The sequence below is a fragment of the Achromobacter sp. 46006 genome (assembly GCF_059761975.1).
The window spans coordinates 24705-42536 of record NZ_JCBANN010000026.1 but is presented as its reverse complement, the minus strand read 5'-3'; the positions used below and the strand labels follow the sequence as shown (position 1 = coordinate 42536).

General features: G+C 69.0%; 14 protein-coding genes. 12 read left to right on the top strand and 2 right to left on the bottom strand.

Going from position 1 to position 17832, the window contains the following annotated elements:
* Positions 1-93: 93 nt before the first annotated feature.
* From AC6LKG_RS14485 to AC6LKG_RS14470, 4 genes are all read left to right on the top strand, one after another.
* Positions 94-282: a DUF3460 family protein gene (locus tag AC6LKG_RS14485; protein WP_498165342.1), complete on the top strand. Its 189-nt coding sequence runs from the start codon at positions 94-96 to the stop codon at positions 280-282.
* Positions 283-298: 16 nt separating this feature from the next.
* Complete coding sequence (locus tag AC6LKG_RS14480; RefSeq protein ID WP_498165340.1) at positions 299-1189, top strand: segregation and condensation protein A; 891 nt, start codon at positions 299-301, stop codon at positions 1187-1189.
* Between the two features lie 43 nt (positions 1190-1232).
* Entirely contained in the window at positions 1233-2087 is an 855-nt protein-coding gene (panC, locus tag AC6LKG_RS14475) for a pantoate--beta-alanine ligase (protein ID WP_498165338.1), read from the top strand.
* 172 nt (positions 2088-2259) lie between these two features.
* Positions 2260-2631: a response regulator transcription factor gene (locus tag AC6LKG_RS14470; protein WP_498165336.1), complete on the top strand. Its 372-nt coding sequence runs from the start codon at positions 2260-2262 to the stop codon at positions 2629-2631.
* Between the two features lie 116 nt (positions 2632-2747).
* Here AC6LKG_RS14470 and AC6LKG_RS14465 read toward each other — a convergent pair whose 3' ends face one another.
* Positions 2748-3503, bottom strand: a complete 756-nt coding sequence (locus AC6LKG_RS14465; RefSeq protein ID WP_498165334.1) for a copper resistance protein NlpE N-terminal domain-containing protein — start codon at positions 3501-3503, stop codon at positions 2748-2750.
* A gap of 199 nt (positions 3504-3702) precedes the next feature.
* Between AC6LKG_RS14465 and AC6LKG_RS14460 the strand changes: the two genes are divergently transcribed.
* From AC6LKG_RS14460 to AC6LKG_RS14425, 8 genes are all read left to right on the top strand, one after another.
* On the top strand, positions 3703-4548 hold the full coding sequence (locus AC6LKG_RS14460) for a prepilin peptidase (protein ID WP_498165376.1): 846 nt from the start codon (positions 3703-3705) through the stop codon (positions 4546-4548).
* Positions 4549-4627: 79 nt separating this feature from the next.
* Complete coding sequence (gene coaE, locus AC6LKG_RS14455) at positions 4628-5275, top strand: dephospho-CoA kinase (RefSeq protein ID WP_498165332.1); 648 nt, start codon at positions 4628-4630, stop codon at positions 5273-5275.
* Positions 5276-5317: 42 nt separating this feature from the next.
* On the top strand, positions 5318-6070 hold the full coding sequence (gene zapD, locus AC6LKG_RS14450) for a cell division protein ZapD (protein WP_498165330.1): 753 nt from the start codon (positions 5318-5320) through the stop codon (positions 6068-6070).
* Positions 6071-6242: 172 nt separating this feature from the next.
* A complete protein-coding gene (locus AC6LKG_RS14445) occupies positions 6243-7520 on the top strand; it encodes an MdtA/MuxA family multidrug efflux RND transporter periplasmic adaptor subunit (RefSeq protein WP_498165328.1) in 1278 nt (425 codons plus the stop codon).
* 15 nt (positions 7521-7535) lie between these two features.
* Positions 7536-10634, top strand: a complete 3099-nt coding sequence (locus AC6LKG_RS14440) for an MdtB/MuxB family multidrug efflux RND transporter permease subunit (protein WP_498165326.1) — start codon at positions 7536-7538, stop codon at positions 10632-10634.
* A complete protein-coding gene (locus AC6LKG_RS14435) occupies positions 10631-13741 on the top strand; it encodes a multidrug efflux RND transporter permease subunit (protein ID WP_498165324.1) in 3111 nt (1036 codons plus the stop codon). Before AC6LKG_RS14440 ends, AC6LKG_RS14435 begins: the two co-directional genes overlap by 4 nt.
* Positions 13738-15297, top strand: coding sequence for an efflux transporter outer membrane subunit (locus AC6LKG_RS14430; RefSeq protein ID WP_498165322.1), 1560 nt, complete (start codon positions 13738-13740; stop codon positions 15295-15297). The genes AC6LKG_RS14435 and AC6LKG_RS14430 overlap by 4 nt, the downstream gene beginning before the upstream one ends.
* Positions 15298-15535: 238 nt before the next feature.
* Positions 15536-16498 carry a Bug family tripartite tricarboxylate transporter substrate binding protein gene (locus AC6LKG_RS14425; protein WP_498165375.1) on the top strand — a complete coding sequence of 321 codons (963 nt, stop codon included), beginning with the start codon at positions 15536-15538 and terminating at the stop codon, positions 16496-16498.
* Between the two features lie 57 nt (positions 16499-16555).
* Here the strand turns inward: AC6LKG_RS14425 and AC6LKG_RS14420 are convergent, their stop codons facing one another.
* The gene (locus tag AC6LKG_RS14420; RefSeq protein WP_498165321.1) at positions 16556-17809 is read right to left on the bottom strand and encodes a D-amino acid dehydrogenase; all 1254 of its coding nucleotides are present in this window, start codon (positions 17807-17809) and stop codon (positions 16556-16558) included.
* Positions 17810-17832: the final 23 nt, after the last annotated feature.

The window sequence follows — 17832 nt, the reverse complement described above, 5'->3', positions numbered from 1 at the left end:
AGGGGGGCGGTGGGACCCGGAAGATTGTAACGCCGGGCCTCGGGCCGGCGTGCAGTAAACTCCGGATATCCGAAACCCACTGAAATTGGTGCCATGGCAACCAACTACGAATCCGAGATCACCAAGTTCCTGAAAGACTACAAGCAGTCGCACCCTGGCACCGAAGAGCGCCAGCGCGAGGGCCGCGCCCGTCTCTGGGACAAGCCGCAGGACCCGGAACTGCTGGAAGGCTTCCGCGCGGCCCGCGTGCCGCAAAAGCCGTACGTGTATCAGGCCGACTGATACCGTTGCGGCAGCCATGGCCCACAACCCCTCCCTCCCGGGCGATGCCCTGGCCGCGCTAGTGGAACCCTCCGTCGACAGCACGCCTGACACCGTCGACAGCGTCGCCTTCGCGCGCCTGTACGGCGAGCCGCTGTTCCAGATGCCGACGGACCTGTACATTCCGCCGGACGCGCTGGAGGTGTTCCTCGAAGCCTTCGAGGGGCCGCTGGACCTGCTGCTGTACCTGATCCGCAAGCAGAACTTCAACGTGCTGGACATCCCCATGGCGGATGTCACGCGGCAGTATCTGTCCTATGTGGAACAGATCCGCATCCACAACCTGGAGCTGGCCGCCGAGTACCTGTTGATGGCGGCCATGCTGATCGAGATCAAGTCGCGCATGCTGCTGCCGGTCAAGAAGACCGACACCGGCGAAGAGCCCGAGGATCCGCGCGCCGAGCTGGTGCGCCGCCTGCTCGAATACGAACAGATGAAGCTGGCCGCGCAGAAGCTCGACGCCTTGCCGCAACTGGGGCGCGACTTCGTCACCAGCCACGCGGTCGCCGACCTGAGCGTCGAGCGCATGCTGCCCGAAGTCAGTGTCGACGACCTGCGCGCGGCGTGGGCCGACATCATGAAGCGGGCCAAGCTCAACCAGCACCATCACATCACCCGCGAACAACTGTCGGTGCGCGACCACATGACGCACATCCTGCGGCGCCTGAACGACGTGCGCTTCATGGAGTTCGGCGACCTGTTCATGGAACGGGTGCGCGAAGGCGCGCCGGCCGCGGTGGTGGTGGTGCACTTCATCGCCATGCTGGAACTGGCGCGCGAATCGCTGCTGGAAATCACCCAGGCCGAGCCCTACGCGCCCATCTACGTGCGCCTGGCCTACACCAGCGTCGCGGCGGTCGCCGCCTGATCCGATTCCCCCCGGGCTGTGCGCCCAACCCCGGAGACCCCCCTTGAAAGTCGTCCACACCATCCAGGAATTGCGCGACCACCTGCGCGGCCAGAACCGCGTGTCGTTCGTGCCCACCATGGGCAACCTGCACGAAGGCCACCTGGCGCTGATGAAACTGGCGCGCCAGCACGGCGACCCGGTGGTCGCCAGCATCTTCGTGAACCGCCTGCAGTTCGGGCCGAACGAGGATTTCGACCAGTACCCGCGCACCCTGGCCGCCGACATCGAGAAGCTCGAGCGCGAACGCGACGTCTACGTGCTGTTCGCGCCCAACGAGCGCGAGATGTATCCCGAACCGCAGAATTACCGCGTGCAGCCGCCCGACGACCTGGGCGACATCCTCGAAGGCGAGTTCCGTCCGGGTTTCTTCGCCGGCGTCAGCACCGTGGTGCTCAAGCTGTTCTCCTGTGTCCAGCCGCGGGTGGCGGTGTTCGGCAAGAAGGACTACCAGCAGCTGATGGTGGTGCGCAACATGTGCCGCCAGTTCCAATTGCCGGTGGAAGTGCTGGCGCACGAGACCGTGCGCGCCGACGACGGCCTGGCGCTGTCCTCGCGCAACCGCTACCTGAGCGATGCCGAGCGCGCCGAGGCGCCGGCCCTGTACGCCGAGTTGCGCCAGTTGGGCCAGCGCCTGGCGGCGGGCGAACGCGATGCCGCCGTGCTCGAGGCCGATGCCACCCGGCACCTGACCGATCGCGGCTGGAAGGTCGACTACATCGCGCTGCGCCGCCAGCGCGACCTCAAGCGTCCGGAAGCCGCCGACCTGCTGGCCGGCGAGCCGGTGGTGGTGCTGGCCGCCGCCAAGCTGGGCGCGACGCGTCTGATCGACAACCTGGAACTGTCCTACACGGCCTGAACCGGTCCGAGACGCATGCGGGCCGGGGCGCAGGCCCCCCGCCGCCCGCCCGCGGTCCCTGCGGCGGGCCGCGTTCGCCAGGCTGCGGCATACCCCCTGGCAAAATTGCCAGCTTACGCGGCCCGCCGTGGCCGGGCAGACTCTCTGCAACCTTTCATTGCAGAGTTGTCCCATGTACGTTCCCCGTCCCGATCTGCCCGCCATCCTCTCCGTGCTGACGCCGCGCGAACGCCAGATCGTCGATTACGTCGTGGCAGGGCGCCCCAACAAGGTCATCGCCATCGACCTGGACATCTCCCTGCGCACCGTCGAGGCCCATCGCGCCCGCATCTTCGCCAAGCTCGAGGTGCGCAACGCCATGGCGCTGGCATGCCGGCTGTGCGGGCGCGGCCAGGCCGGCGCGCCATCAGCGCCTGAGGCGTTGCCCGGCTGCGCGTGGGCCGGGCCGGCGCCGGGGGGCTATGCGGCGCCCTCCGCCACGGTCGCCATGACGATCGCGGACCGTGCCACGGAGCTTGTCAGAAAAGGGCTCTGGAGTAAGTAGGCGCTTACATCGGGCTGCCGGTGGACGTGCCACGAAAGACACAGGGCCTGCCGACGCACTGTCAGGCAGGCCCTGTGGCGGGCGCTTGCGGCCGATGTGTCAGCGACCGGGCCGCCTCAGGGGCACTGGGGCGCCTGGGCCTTGGCCAGTTCGTCGATCGGATCCAGGTCCGGCTGGCGCGTCAGGTTGTAGTTCAGGTTGGGCGTCTGGCCGCCGATGGAGCGCACGCGCAGCACGTTGTTGGCGGCCACCACGAATTCGACCCGCACGTTGCCGCGGGCATCGAGCAGGATGACGCGCGGCGGACGTTCGTCGGTGGCATCCCAGCAGCCTTGTTCGACCACCGGCGCCGCCTGTTTCGGGTCGTTCTCCAGGTAGGCGGTGCGGCCGCGCCAGCGGCCATTGGGCGCCAGTGTCAGGGTGACGCGCTGCGCCGTGCATTGCATGGCGGGCGAGAAGCACGGCAGCGTGCCCATGTAGGTCTGCGGCTGCGGCACCAGGCTGTTGGCGGCAGCGCTTTGCGTGGCGGCCGGCGCCGGTGCCGGCGCGGCGGCATCGGCGCTGGCCCCTTCGGGCACGGGCTGGCCGTCCTCGGTGGTGGCGCCCTGGCTGGCGGCGGCCTGCGACGGGGCTTTTTTCTGGTCGGGCTTGAGCGCGATCTGCACTTGCGAGGGGGCCCGCAGCACGGAACGATAGCCCGCGCCGGAACCCTGGTACTGGGCGTCGGTCACGGTGCTTTCGGCGGGAGGATCGTAATAGCCTTCGGTGCGTTGCTGGGCACAGCCCGCGGCACCCAGCGCCGTGCCCGCTAGCAGCAGCCCCAGGATGCCGAGTTTGCGGGGGCGGGTAAGGAGGTCGACGCGCGCGGTCATGGCAGCTGATCCGTAAATTGAGTCTGTCTCCGATTTTACGCACTTATGCGAAGATTCGATACGTTCTCTCCCACCGTGAAAGGCGCCGCCAGCACTTTATGCACAATTTACGACACGGCTCCGGGCGGCCCGCCCGCCGTCGCGCCGTCCCCGCCGGATGGCGGAACCGCCGCGCCGCATGCCCGGAGCGGCCATGACGCTGTGGCATGTCTTTCCGCTGCCCCTGGCGTGGTTCGTGGCGCTGGCGGCACTGGCCGGCCTGGCGGTCGGCGGCTGGCTGACCCGGGTGACCCATCGCCTGCCGCGCATTATGGAGCGTGAATGGCAGGCGCAATGCCAGGAAGCTGCGGGCCAGGCGCGGCCGCCAGCCGGCTACGGGCTGTGGGCGCCGGCGGCGCATTGTCCGCATTGCGCCGCGCCCGTGGCCGGGTGGCGCCGCCTGCCGTTGGTCGGGTGGGTGGCGCTGCGCGGTCGCTGCGCCGCCTGCCAGGCGCCGATCGGCTGGCGCTATCCCGCCATCGAGGCATTGACCGCCGTGCTGTTCGCCGCCTGCGCCTGGCGCTTTGGCGCCACGCCCATCGCGCTGTGCGCCATGGGGCTTTCGGCGGCGCTGGTGGCGTTGGCCTGGATCGACATGGAATCGACGCTGCTGCCCGATGCCATCACCTTGCCGCTGGCCTGGGCCGGCTTGCTGGTGAACCTGTTCGATGGCTTCACCCCCTTGCCGATGGCTGTAGTGGGCGCGGTCGCCGGCTATCTGTTCCTGTGGGTTATCTTTCATGCATTCCGCCTGCTGACCGGGCGCGAAGGCATGGGTTTTGGCGACTTCAAGCTGCTGGCGGCGCTGGGGGCCTGGTTCGGTGTCGGCGCATTGCCCATGCTGCTGCTGGCCGCCTCGGTGGCGGGCGTGCTGGTGGGAGGCGCCCTGACGCTCAGCGGCCGGGCCCGGCGGGGCCAGGCGCTGCCTTTCGGTCCCTACCTGGCGTTGGCCGGCCTGGCCGTGCTGCTCCTGGGGGGCGAGCGGGGCCTGGGGTGGTTGGTGTGAACGCGCGCAAGGCTCGCGGCGGCGCGCGCCGGATGGCGATGCGAATCGGCCGGAGCCGGGCCGCAGGCGAAGGACGAACATGTTCAAGATCGGTTTGACAGGCGGCATCGGCTCGGGCAAATCGCGCGTGGCCGACATGCTGGGCGAGTGGGGCGCGTCGGTGGTCGATACCGACGAAATCGCGCGCGCGCTGACGGCGGCGGGAGGCAGCGCCATGAGCGCGATCGAACGCGAGTTCGGCCCCGACGCATTGACGCCGGCCGGGGCGCTCGATCGCGACTGGATGCGCGAGCGCGCTTTTGCCGATCCCCAGGTGCGTCTGCGTCTGGAGGCCATCCTGCATCCGGCCATCGGCCGCGAGACCGAGCGCCAGGCCGAGGCCGCGCGCGGCGCCTACCTGGTGTTCGTGGTGCCGTTGCTGGTGGAATCGATTGCGCGCTGGCGCGACCGCATCGATCGCATCTGCGTGGTGGACTGCGATCCGGAAACCCAGGTGGCGCGCGTGCGTGCCCGTAGCGGGCTGACGGACTCTGCCATCCGGCGTATCATGGCGGCACAGGCTGCGCGGGCCAGTCGGCTCGACGTCGCGGACGACGTCATCGACAATGGCGGCGCGACTTCGCCGGCGCAATTGCGTGCGCAGGCGAGAATCCTGCACGACCGCTGGCTTGAACTGGCGGCCACGACGGGCCGGCAAGCCCCGGGCTTGGCCGGCACCCCCGAATAATCCCGGCCCGCGGGCCGGCTTCCGATGGGCCTGATTACAAGCGTGATTGTTTTCGAATATCCCTTTAATGAGCGCATCCGCGCTTACCTGCGGCTTGAATACCTGTTCGACAGGCTGTTCTTCTTTGCCCGCGAGGGGGATTCACGCCTGCACCAGGTTGCCGTCACCTCGTTGTTCGATCTGCTCGACGTGTGCGAGCGCACCGACGTCAAGGGCGCGGTGTTGCAGGACCTCGAACGCCAGCGCGTGGCGCTGGCGGGCCTGCGCGATCATCCCGGGGTGGCGCAGGACGCGCTCGAAGGCATGTTGCGCGAGCTCGAGAAAGTCTCATCGTCCCTCGCCGCGCCCGGCAAGACCGGCCAGTCGCTGCGCGAGAACGAATGGCTCACCAGCCTGCGTGGCCGGCTGGCGGTGCCCGGCGGCGCCACCCAGGTGGACATGCCCTCGTACTATGCCTGGCAGCAAAAGCCCGAGGCCGCGCGCTGCGCCGACCTGCAGGCCTGGCTGGCGCCCTTCGGTCCGCTGTTCGACGGCCTGACCATGGCGCTGCGCCTGTTGCGCGAGTCCGGCCGCAAGTCCGACATCGTGGCCGAGCAGGGCGCGTACCAGCAGATGCTGGGCGGCAAGCAGTACCAGTTGCTGCGGGTGTGGGTGGACCAGTCGCAGGGCGTGTTCCCCGAGATCAGCGCCAACAAGTACATGATCTGGATCCGCTTCTCGACCCAGGACGGCGAGTTCAAGCCCCAGCAGGTGGCCCGCAGCATCCCGTTCCAGATGACCCTCTGCAATTCGTGAGGCGGCCTCCGGGCTTCCCGCATATGGGCTTGCGGCGTCCAGGCGTCCGGCGCCCGCCCCGATCCCGCCCCGATTCCTGTTGCGGCCCATTTCAGCGGCAACAGTCGATGGCTGAAATGGCGGTCGTCTAGGTCACAATACGGCTTTCTCCGTCAGTGCCGGAACCGTCTCCATGTCCGATAGCCGTCCCGTTTCGTCGCCCTCCCGCTGGACCCGCCGCCGCATCCTCGGGCTGGCGGTGCTTTTGCTGGTGGTGGCCGGCATTGCCTGGCTGGCGTTGCGCCCGGCGGCAAAGCCGGGCGGCGCAGGGCCGGGCGGACGTCCCGGCGGCGGACGGCCCAACATGGCCGCCGCCATGGCCAACCTGGCCGTGCCGGTGCGGGTCGCCAGCGCCGTCACACAGGACATCGACATCTTCCTCAAGTCGCTGGGCACGGTCACGGCCTACAACACCGTCACCGTGCGCAGCCGCGTCAGCGGCGAGCTGGTCGACGTGCCGTTCAAGGAAGGCCAACGGGTCAAGGCCGGCGATCTGCTGGCCCAGGTCGATCCGCGCGCCTTCCAGGTGGCCCTGGACCAGGCCCGCGGCACCCAGATGCAGAACCTGGCGCTGCTGGAGAACGCGCGCCGCGACCTGCAGCGCTATCAGGCCCTGTTCAAGCAGGACTCCATCGCCAAGCAGCAGGTCGATACCCAGGCGGCGCTGGTGCGCCAATACGAAGGCACCGTCAAGAGCGATCAGGCCAATGTCGACAATGCCCGCCTGCAACTGGACTACGCCCGCATCACGGCGCCGATCAGCGGCCGCCTCGGCCTGCGCCAGGTCGACCGCGGCAACCTGGTGTCCAGCTCGGACACCAACGGCCTGGTGGTGATCACGCAGACCCAGCCGATCTCGGTGGTGTTCACGCTGCCCGAGACGCAATTGCCGGAAGTGCGCGCCGAACTGGGCCAGGGCCGCACCCTGGCGGTGGAGGCCTATGACCGCGCCGACACCCGCCGCATCGCCTCCGGCACGCTGGAGACGCTGGACAACCAGATCGACGTCACCACCGGCACCCTCAAGCTCAAGGCCAGGTTCGACAACCAGGACGACGCGCTGTTTCCCAACCAGTTCGTCAACGTGCGCCTGCACGTGTTGACGCGCAAGGGCGTGACCGCGATCCCGACGGCGGCGGTGCAGCAGGGCTCGGCCGGCGCCTTCGTGTTCCTGGTGCAGCCGGACAATACCGTGCAGGTCAGGCAGGTCAAGCTGGGCGCCATCAACAATGGCATGGTGGCCGTCAACGAAGGCCTGCAGCCGGGCGACCGCGTCGTCACCGAAGGCACCGACCGCCTGCGCGCCGGCGCCAAGGTCGAGGTCGTGGGCGGCGACGAGGTGATCCCCGCCGCCAAGGACAAGTCGCTGGGCGGGGGCGCGCCGGCGGGCACCACGCCCGCCACGCGCTGACCGGGGGGCCGCGCCGTGAGCCCGTCGCGCCTGTTCATCCTGCGGCCGGTGGCCACCACGCTGTCGATGGTGGCGATCCTGATCGCCGGCTTCATCGCCTACCGCCTGCTGCCGGTCTCGGCCCTGCCCGAAGTCGACTACCCCACCATCCAGGTGACCACGCTGTACCCGGGCGCCAGCCCGGACGTGATGACCTCGCTGGTGACCTCGCCGCTGGAGCGGCAGTTCGGCCAGATGCCGGGCCTGAACCAGATGTCGTCGACCAGTTCGGGCGGCGCCTCGGTCATCACCATGCAGTTCAACCTGACGCTGCCGCTGGACGTGGCCGAGCAGCAGGTGCAGGCCGCCATCAACGCGGCGTCCAACCTGCTGCCCAGCGACTTGCCGGTGCCGCCGACCTACAACAAGGTCAACCCGGCCGACGCGGCGGTGCTGACGCTGGCCATCACCTCGCCCACCATGCCCTTGCCGCAGGTGCGCGACCTGGTCGACACGCGGGTGGCGCAGAAGCTGTCGCAGATTCCTGGCGTGGGCCTGGTGAGCGTGGCGGGCGGGCAGCGCCCGGCCGTGCGGGTGCAGGTCAATCCGCAGGCGCTGGCGGCCAACGGCCTGGGGCTGACCGACCTGCGCACCGCCGTGGTGGGCGCCAACGTCAACCAGCCCAAGGGCAACCTGGACGGGCCGCTGCGCTCGACCACCATCAACGCCAATGACCAGCTCAAGTCGCCCACCGACTACAACGACCTGATCATCGCCTACAAGAACAATGCGCCGCTGCGCCTGTCGGACGTGGCGCGCGCGGTCGAGGGCGCCGAGGACACGCGCCAGGCCGCCTGGGCCGGCGACAAGCCGGCCATCCTGCTGAACATCCAGCGCCAGCCCGGCGCCAACGTCATCGACGTGGTCAACCGCATCCAGGCGCTGCTGCCGCAATTGCGCGCCGCGCTGCCGGCCACGCTGGACGTGACGGTGGTGTCGGACCGCACCCAGACCATCCGCGATTCGGTGGCCGACGTGCAGTTCGAGATGCTGCTGGCGGTGGCGCTGGTGGTGATGGTGACCTTCGTGTTCCTGCGCAGCCTGACCGCGACGCTGATTCCCAGCGTGGTGGTGCCGCTGTCGCTGGTGGGCACCTTCGGCATCATGTACCTGGCCGGCTTCTCCATCAACAACCTGACGCTGATGGCGCTGACCATCGCCACCGGCTTCGTGGTGGACGACGCCATCGTCATGATCGAGAACATCGCCCGCCACATCGAAGAGGGCGAGACGCCGCTGCAGGCCGCGCTCAAGGGCGCGCAGCAGATCGGCTTCACGCTGATCTCGCTGACCTTCTCGCTGATCGCGGTGCTGATCCCGCTGCTGTTCATGACCGAGGTGGTGGGGCGGCTGTTCCGCGAATTCGCCATCACGCTGGCGGTGTCGATCCTGATTTCGCTGGTGGTGTCGCTGACGCTGACGCCGATGATGTGCGCGCGCCTCTTGCGCGCCGAGTCCGAGCAGAAGCACGGGCGCTTTCACCAGGTCACCGGCGCTTTCATCGACCGCACCATCGCCGCCTATGACCGCATGCTGCAGAAGGTGCTGCGCCACCAGCCGCTGACGCTGCTGGTGGCGCTGGCCACTTTCGCGCTGACGGTGCTGTTGTACATCCTGGTTCCCAAGGGCTTTTTCCCGCAGCAGGACACCGGGTTGATCCAGGCCATCACGCAGGCGCCGCAGTCGATTTCGTTCACCGCCATGGCCGAGCGCCAGCAGGCGGCGGCGCGGCTGGCGCTGGAAGATCCCGACGTGCAGGCGGTGTCGTCGTTCATCGGCGTGGACGGCAGCAACGCCACTCTCAGCGCCGGCCGCATGCAGATCGCGCTCAAGCCGCAAGCCGAGCGCAGCGGCGACCTGCCGACCGTGATGGCGCGGCTGCAGGAGGCCTTCGGCAAGCAGGACGGCCTGACCGTCTACATGCAGCCGGTGCAGGACCTGACCATCGAGGACCGCGTCAGCCGCACGCAGTACCAGATGACGCTGTCCAATCCGGACCTGAAGGTGCTGAGCGAATGGACGCCCAAGCTGATCGACCGGCTGCGCCAGGTGCCGGGTTTGAAGGACGTGACCGATGACCTGCAGGACGACGGCCTGCAGACCTGGGTCGAGATCGACCGCGATGCGGCCTCGCGCCTCGGGATCACCGCGTCGGTGGTGGACGAGGCGCTGTACGACGCCTTCGGCCAGCGCCTGATCTCGACCATCTTCACCCAATCCAACCAGTACCGCGTGGTGCTGGAAGTACAGCCGCAATTCCAGATGAATCCGGCCTCGCTCGGCCAGATCCACGTGCCGACCTCCTCCGGCGCGCAGGTGCCGCTGTCGTCGATTGCCCGCATCACCGAGGGCAAGACGGTGCTGGCGGTGAACCGGCTGGACCAGTTTCCGATGGTCACCGTGTCGTTCAACCTGGCGCGGGGCGCGTCGTTGTCCGACGCCGTCGAGGCGATCACCGCGGCCGAGGCCGAGATCGGCCTGCCGGCCAGCGTCGAGACGCGCTTCCAGGGCGCGGCGCTGGCGTTCCAGAATTCGCTGTCGAGCACGCTGTGGCTGATCCTGGCGGCCATCGTCACCATGTACATCGTGTTGGGTGTGCTGTACGAGAGCTACATCCACCCCATCACCATCCTGTCGACGCTGCCGTCGGCGGGCGTGGGGGCGCTGCTGGCGCTGCTGATCAGCGGCACCGAGCTGGACATGATCGGTATCATCGGCATCATCCTGCTGATCGGCATCGTCAAGAAGAACGCCATCATGATGATCGACTTCGCGCTCGACGCCGAGCGCAAGCGCGGCCTGTCGCCGCGCGCGGCGATCCATGAGGCGGCGCTGTTGCGCTTCCGGCCGATCCTGATGACCACGCTGGCGGCGCTGTTCGGCGCGCTGCCGCTGATGCTGTCCTCGGGCACCGGCGCCGAGCTGCGCCAGCCGCTGGGCCTGGTGATGGTGGGCGGCCTGCTGTTGAGCCAGGTGCTGACGCTGTTCACCACGCCGGTGATCTACCTGATGTTCGACCGCCTGTCGCGGCGCTGGCGCGGCCTGCGCGAAGCGCCTGCCGGAGACGCGCCGTGATCCTGTCGGCGCCCTTTATCGTGCGGCCGGTGGCGACCACGCTGCTGTCGCTGGCGGTGGTGCTGGCGGGCATGCTGTCGTTTTTCCTGCTGCCGGTGGCGCCGCTGCCGCAGATGGACATCCCCACCATTTCGGTGTCGGCGAGCCTGCCGGGCGCCAGCCCCGAGACCATGGCCTCCAGCGTCGCCACGCCGCTGGAGCGCTCGCTGGGCAGCATCGCCGGCGTGACCGAGATGACTTCCAGCAGTACGCAGGGTTCGACCCGCGTGACCCTGCAATTCGATCTGTCGCGCGACATCAATGGCGCCGCGCGCGATGTGCAGGCGGCCATCAACGCGGCCCGTTCGTTGTTGCCGACCAGCCTGCGCAGCAACCCCACTTACCATAAGTTCAATCCTTCGGACGCGCCCATCATGACGCTGGCGATGACGTCCGACACCCTGAGCCAGGGGCAGATGTACGACCTGGCCTCGACCATCGTGGCGCAGAAGCTGTCGCAAGTGGACGGGGTGGGCGAGGTCACCGTGGGCGGCAGTTCGCTGCCGGCGGTGCGGGTGACGGTGCTGCCCGGCGCGCTGGCCAATCGCGGCGTGTCGCTCGACGAGGTGCGCACGGCGCTGTCCAATGCCAACGCCAACCGGCCCAAGGGCGTGCTCGAGAACGACCGGTACCATTGGCAGATCATGGTCAACGACCAGCTCAGCCGCGCCGAACAGTACCGGCCGCTGATCGTGGCCTGGCGCGACGGCGCGCCGGTGCGGGTGTCGGACGTGGCCAAGGTCGAGGACTCGGTCGAAGACCTTTACCAGACCGGCTTCTACAACCAGCGCAACGCGATCCTGATGATCGTGCGGCGCCAGGCCGATGCCAACATCATCGAGACCGTGGACGCGGTGCGCGCGCAACTGCCGGTGCTGCTGGCGCTGATGCCGGCCGACGTGCAACTGACCGTGGCGCAGGACCGCACGCCCAGCATCCGCGCCTCGCTGCACGAGGCCGAGCTGACGCTGATCATCGCGGTGGGCCTGGTGGTGCTGGTGGTGCTGTTGTTCCTGCGGCGCTGGCGCGCGGCCATCATTCCCAGCATCGCGGTGCCGGTGTCGCTGATAGGCACCTTCTGCGTCATGTACCTGTGCGGCTTCACGCTCAATACCATCTCGCTGATGGCGCTGATCGTGGCCACCGGCTTCGTGGTGGACGACGCCATCGTGGTGCTGGAGAACATCATGCGCCACGTCGAGAATGGCATGTCGCCGATGCGCGCGGCGCTGCGCGGCTCGCGCGAGGTGGGCTTCACTGTGCTGTCGATGAGCCTGTCGCTGGTGGCGGTGTTCATCCCGATCCTGCTGATGGGCGGGGTGGCGGGGCGCCTGTTCCGCGAGTTCGCGGTGACGCTGTCGGCTTCCATCATGGTGTCGCTGGTGGTGTCGCTGACGCTGACGCCGATGATGTGCGCGCGCCTGCTCAAGGCCGAACCCCACCAGCCGAAGGCTCCCGGCCGCCTGGCGCGCTGGGCCGAGAGCGGCTTCGACTGGATGCAGGACGGCTACCGCCGCAGCCTGGCCTGGGCGCTGGCGCACAGCCGCCTGATGATGCTGGTGCTGGCGGCGGCCGTGGGCCTGAACGTGTACCTGTACACCGTGGTGCCAAAAGGCTTCTTCCCGCAACAGGACACCGGCCAATTGCTGGGCTTCTTCCGGGTCGACCAGGGCACCTCGTTCCAGGCCACGGTGCCCAAGCTGGAGGCCTTGCGCAAGGTGGTGCTGGCCGATCCGGCGGTGCAGAGCATGACCGGCTACGCCGGCGGCCGTGGCGGCAGCAACAGCAGCTTCATGCAGATCCAGCTCAAGCCGCTGGCGCAGCGCAAGGTGTCGGCCGAAACCGTCATCAACCGCCTGCGGGCGCGATTGCAGAACATGCCTGGCGCGCGCATGTTCCTGGTGGCGCAGCAGGACATCCGTGTCGGCGGCCGCCAGAGCCAGGGCTCGTACGACTACACCCTGATGTCCGGCGACCTGCAGCTATTGCGCACCTGGATGCCCAAGGTGCAGCAGGCGATGGCCAAGATACCCGAGATCACCGACGTCGACACCGATGTCGAGGACAAGGGCCGCGAGATCAACCTGGTGATCGATCGCGATGCCGCGACGCGGCTCGGCGTGAGCATGTCGACCATTTCCGCCGTGCTCAACAATTCCTTCAGCCAGCGCCAGGTGTCGGTGATGTACGGGCCGCTGAACCAGTACCACGTGGTGCTGGGGGTGGATTCGAAGTTCGCCCAGGACATCGAGTCGCTCAAGCAGGTCGAGGTCATCACGTCGAGCGGCGCGCGCGTGCCGATGGCGGCGTTCGCCCGCTTCGAGAACGCCAACGCGCCGCTCAGCGTGCAGCACCAGGGGCTTTTCGTCGCGGACACGGTATCGTTCAGCCTGGCGCCGGGCGTGTCACTGGGCCAGGCCACGGCCGCCATCGATGCCGCGGTGGCGCGCATCGGGCTGCCGTCGGACCAGATCCAGGCCGGTTTCCAGGGTACGGCGGCGGTGCTGCAGCAGACGCTGTCGCAACAGCCGTGGCTGATCCTGGCGGCGCTGGTCACCATGTATATCGTGCTGGGCATCCTGTACGAGAGCTTCGTGCATCCGCTGACGATCCTGTCGACGCTGCCGTCGGCCGGGCTGGGCGCGCTGCTGGCGCTGCTGCTGGTGCGCACCGACTTCACGCTGATCGCGCTGATCGGGGTGTTCCTGCTGATCGGCATCGTCAAGAAGAACGCCATCATGATGGTGGATTTCGCGCTCGACGCCGAGCGCAACCAGCACATGGCCCCCAGGGAAGCGATCTTCCAGGCCTGCCTGACGCGCTTCAGGCCGATCATGATGACGACCATGGCCGCCATCTTCGGCGCGCTGCCGCTGGTCATGGCCACCGGCGCCGGCGTCGAGATGCGCCAGCCGCTGGGCATTACCATCGTGGGCGGACTGGTGCTGAGCCAGATACTGACGCTGTACACCACTCCGGTGGTCTATCTCTACCTTGACCGTTTCCGTCTCTGGGCCGCGCGCGGGCGCGGCCGCCGTGGCGGCGCCGCTTCGATAGAACAACCATGATCCGCAACGCCAAGCCTTTCCCTTCCGCTTTCCTGCCGCGCGCCGGCATCGCGCTGGCGCTGTGCGCGGCGCTGTCCGCCTGCGCCGTCGGTCCCGACTACCAGCGGCCGGCGCTGGACGTCGGCGCCGCCTACAAGGAAGGCCAGGACGAAGTGCCCGGCTGGAAGCGCGCCGAGCCGCGCGACGACGCCGACCGCGGACAATGGTGGCGCGTCTATGACGACGCCACGCTCAACGGGCTGGTGGACAACCTCAATGCCTCCAACCAGACCATCGCCCAGGCCGAGGCCAACTACCGCCAGGCGTTGGGCCTGGTGCGCGGGGCGCGCGCCGGCTTCTTCCCCACAGTGGGCGCCGGCGCGGGGCTGACGCGCTCCGGCAGCGGCGGTGGCAGCGCTTCGTCGTCCTCGTCCGCCGGCGGCAGCACTGTCTCCAACCAATACTCGCTGACCGGCAGCATCAGTTGGGAGCTGGATGTGTGGGGCCGGGTGCGGCGCAGCGTCGAGGCTTCCGAGGCCAGCGCCGCCGCCAGTCTGGCGGACCTGGCCGCGACCCGCCTGAGCGCACAGGCCGCGCTGGTGCAGGCCTATCTGCAACTGCGCGTGCTGGACGAGCAGAAGCGCCTGCTGGACGCCACCGTGGCGGCCTACGAGAAGTCGCTGCAACTTACGCAGAACCGCTACAACGTCGGCGTGGCCGGCCAGGCGGATGTGGCCGTGGCGCGCACCCAGGTCGAAAGCACGCGCGCGCAGTCGATCGACCTGGATTGGCAGCGTGGCCAGTACGAGCACGCCATCGCGGTGCTGATGGGCCAGGCGCCCTCGCATTTCAGCTTGCCGCCCACGCCGTTCTCGCTGCAACTGCCGCGGATCCCGGTGGGTTTGCCCTCCGAGCTGCTGGAGCGCCGTCCCGACGTGGCCGCCGCCGAGCGCCGCGCCGCCGCCGCCAACGCCCAGATTGGCGTGGCGCAGGCGGCCTGGTTCCCCAGCCTGACACTGTCGGCCGACGGCGGCTTTCGCAACGGCCAGTTCGCCGAGCTGCTGACCGCCCCGGCGCGCTTCTGGTCGCTGGGGCCGGCGCTGGCGCTGACGATTTTCGACGGCGGCGCGCGCCAGGCGCAGGTCGAGCAGGCGCGCGCGTCCTATGACGCGCAGGCCGCCGCCTACCGCCAGGCGGCGCTGACCGGGCTGCGCGAGGTGGAGGACTACCTGATCCAGTTGCGCGTGCTGGAAAACGAGCAGACCGTGCAGCGGCGCGCGCTGGAATCGGCGCGCGAATCCCTGCGGCTGATCCAGAACCAGTACAAGGCTGGCCTGGTGGATTACCTGAGCGTGGCGGTGGTGGACGCCACCGCGCTCAGCAACGAGCGCAGCGCGCTCAGCTTGTACGGCAATCGCCTGGTGGCCAGCGTCAACCTGATCGTCGCCCTGGGCGGCGGCTGGGACGGGCTGGCGCCACAGCAGGGCGGGCAGGCCACAGCCGCCAACGGCCAAGCGGCGCCTGGCGGGGACAGCAGCGCTGGACCGGGCTCGCAAGCTCGAGCCCGCCAACCTTAGGGATAACGCCAGATCGCTCCTTCCCCCGATTGACAAGCCAGGAGGGCCGGTTCTTAATGCGAAAAAGTGACCACATGGTCACTTCGGGCGCCAGCCCGTGACGCGCTCCCCGCCCGAGCGGACCGGCCGCGTTGAATCGCGAAGTACCGATGCACCCGATTCCGTTTGATCAATCGAACACTTCTGACGAAGGGGAAAGAGGATGGGCAGGTTTTTTCGTGGCAAGACGGGCGCCGCCATGGCGCTCGCCGGCGGGGTCGCGATGGGGGGCGCCATGGCCGTCCCGGCGGCCGCGGCAAGCTGGCCGGAGCGGCCCATCACCTTGATCGTGCCGTTTCCGCCCGGCGGCACTACCGATATCTTCGCGCGCACCATCGCCGAACATATGCGGCCGGCGCTGGGCCAGTCCATCGTGGTCGAGAACAAGCCCGGCGCGGCCGGAAACCTGGGCGTGGCCGCCGCCACGCGGGCCCGGCCGGACGGCTACACCATCGTGCTTGGCTCGGTTGGCACGCAGAGTGTCAACCAATTCCTCTACAGCAATATCGGCTTCGACCCCGCCACTGACCTGGTGCCGCTGGGCATGATCGCGTCCACGCCCAACGTGATGGCGGTCGCGGCCGGGTCGCCGTGGCGCTCTTTGCAGGAAGTGGTGCGGGCGGTGAAGAAGGCCCCGGGCAAGTATTCCTATGCGTCACCTGGCATCGGTTCGTCTGTGCACCTGACCGGCGCCTATTTCGAATCCATGGCGGGCCTGCAGATGCTGCACGTGCCGTTCAAGGGCTCATCGGCCGCGATTCCCGCCGTGATCGGCGGCCAGGTCGACATCCTGATGGATAACCTGCCCAGCTCGATGGCCGCGCTCAAGGCCGGCGATCGCCTGCGCGGCATCGCGGTGACGTCGGCGGAACGCAGCCCGGCCGCGCCCGACCTACCCACCATGGCGGAGGCGGGGCTGCCCGGTTTCGAAGTGACGGCGTGGTCGGGCCTGTACGCGCCGCGCGGCACGCCGGCGCCGGTGGTGGAAAAACTGATCGCGGCAATGCAGCAGGCGCTGCAATCGCCAGCCCTGAAGCAATCGCTGGCGCAGGGCGGCGCCACGCCCGGCAGTCTGTTCGGCGCCGATCTGGCTGCGTTCGAAGTCAAGGAGCGCGCCAAGTGGGGCAAGCTGATCCAGAGCCGCGGCATCAAGGCGGAGTGAGGCCGCGCAGCCCTGCCTGGCTGCGTGCTTGCCGCAAGGGGCAAGCACGCCCGGTCTTCAGGCCGTCAGGGCGAAGGCCGCAGCGTCGACGGCCGGGCGGTTGCCGCGCATCAAGTCCACCAAGATGCGGGCGCTGCCCGCGGCCAGCGTGAATCCCAGCCCGCCATGGCCGGCGTTGAGCCACAGGTTGCGCCAGGGCGTGGCGCCGATCAGCGGCTTGCCATCGGGACGCGCCGGGCGCAGGCCGGCCCATGCTTGCGGCGCGCCGGCCGCATTCAGGCGCGGGAAGAAGCGCGCCACGTCCGCCTCCAGGCTGGTCGTGCGCCGCGCGTCGATGGCCGCATCGTTCACGCCGATGTCGACCATGCCCGCGACCCGCAGGCGCTGCCCCAGGCGCGCATAGACGACCTTGCGGCCGATGTCGCTGATGCTCGACCGCGGCGCCACACTGTCGGGCGTCAGGGTGTAGGTCAGGCTGTAGCCCTTGAGCGGATAGATGCGCAGATCCAACCCTATGCGACGCGCCAGCGCTTGCGCGCCGATGCCGCCGGCCAGCACATAGTGGTCCGCCCGCAGATCGCCTTCAGGCGTGGCCAGCGCCACGACGCGCCCGTGTTCGGTGCGCAGGGCCGTGACCGACGTGTCGAAGAGGAAGTCCACCGGGTCGGGGGCGGCGCGCAGCAGGCGCTCCAATTCGGTGCACAGCCGCAGGCAGTCGCCGGCGTCCTCGGTCGGCGTGTAGATGGCGCCGGCGATGCTGGCGCCGATGTCGGCCAGCGCCGGCTCCAGGTCGAGGCAGGCCTGGCGGTCCAGGGCGCGCTGCTCGCAGCCGAGCGTGGCCTGGTAGTCCATCTGCGCCAACGCGCGGCTGTAGGCGGCGGGGTCCTGGTACACCAGCAGCTTGCCGCGCGAACTGAAATCGAAGTCGGGCCGTTCGCGTCCCACCAGTTCGTGCACGCACTGGCGGCTGTAGAGCCCCAGCGCCAGCAGTTCGCGGGTGGTGGCGCGGTTGCGGCCCCGGGTGCAGGCCCGCAGGAAGTTCAGGCACCAGCGCCATTGCGCCGGATCCAGCCGCGGCCGCCAGCGCAGCGGCGTGTCGCGGCCCAGCAGCCAGGCGGGCAGCTTGGGCAGCACGGCGGGGTCGGCCAGCGGCGCGACGAAGCTGTAGCTGAGTTGGGCGCCGTTGGCCCGGCTGGTGGCCAGGCCAGGGCCCGGGCCGGCGTCCACCACGCTGACCCGATGGCCCTCGCGGTGCAGGTAATAGGCGGTGGCCATGCCGACCACGCCCGCGCCGATGACGATTGTGTGCATGATGCTCCGGGAACGGGGCGCCG

Excerpts from the sequence above, each read along its gene's own strand:
- AC6LKG_RS14445 (WP_498165328.1), top strand. The coding sequence starts at position 6,243 with ATGTCCGATAGCCGTCCCGTTTCGTCGCCCTCCCGCTGGACCCGCCGC.
- AC6LKG_RS14470 (WP_498165336.1), top strand. The coding sequence starts at position 2,260 with ATGTACGTTCCCCGTCCCGATCTGCCCGCCATCCTCTCCGTGCTGACG.
- AC6LKG_RS14485 (WP_498165342.1), top strand. The coding sequence starts at position 94 with ATGGCAACCAACTACGAATCCGAGATCACCAAGTTCCTGAAAGACTAC.
- coaE (WP_498165332.1), top strand. The coding sequence starts at position 4,628 with ATGTTCAAGATCGGTTTGACAGGCGGCATCGGCTCGGGCAAATCGCGC.
- AC6LKG_RS14430 (WP_498165322.1), top strand. The coding sequence starts at position 13,738 with ATGATCCGCAACGCCAAGCCTTTCCCTTCCGCTTTCCTGCCGCGCGCC.
- AC6LKG_RS14420 (WP_498165321.1), bottom strand. The coding sequence starts at position 17,809 with ATGCACACAATCGTCATCGGCGCGGGCGTGGTCGGCATGGCCACCGCC.
- AC6LKG_RS14425 (WP_498165375.1), top strand. The coding sequence starts at position 15,536 with ATGGCGCTCGCCGGCGGGGTCGCGATGGGGGGCGCCATGGCCGTCCCG.
- AC6LKG_RS14480 (WP_498165340.1), top strand. The coding sequence starts at position 299 with ATGGCCCACAACCCCTCCCTCCCGGGCGATGCCCTGGCCGCGCTAGTG.
- AC6LKG_RS14465 (WP_498165334.1), bottom strand. The coding sequence starts at position 3,503 with ATGACCGCGCGCGTCGACCTCCTTACCCGCCCCCGCAAACTCGGCATC.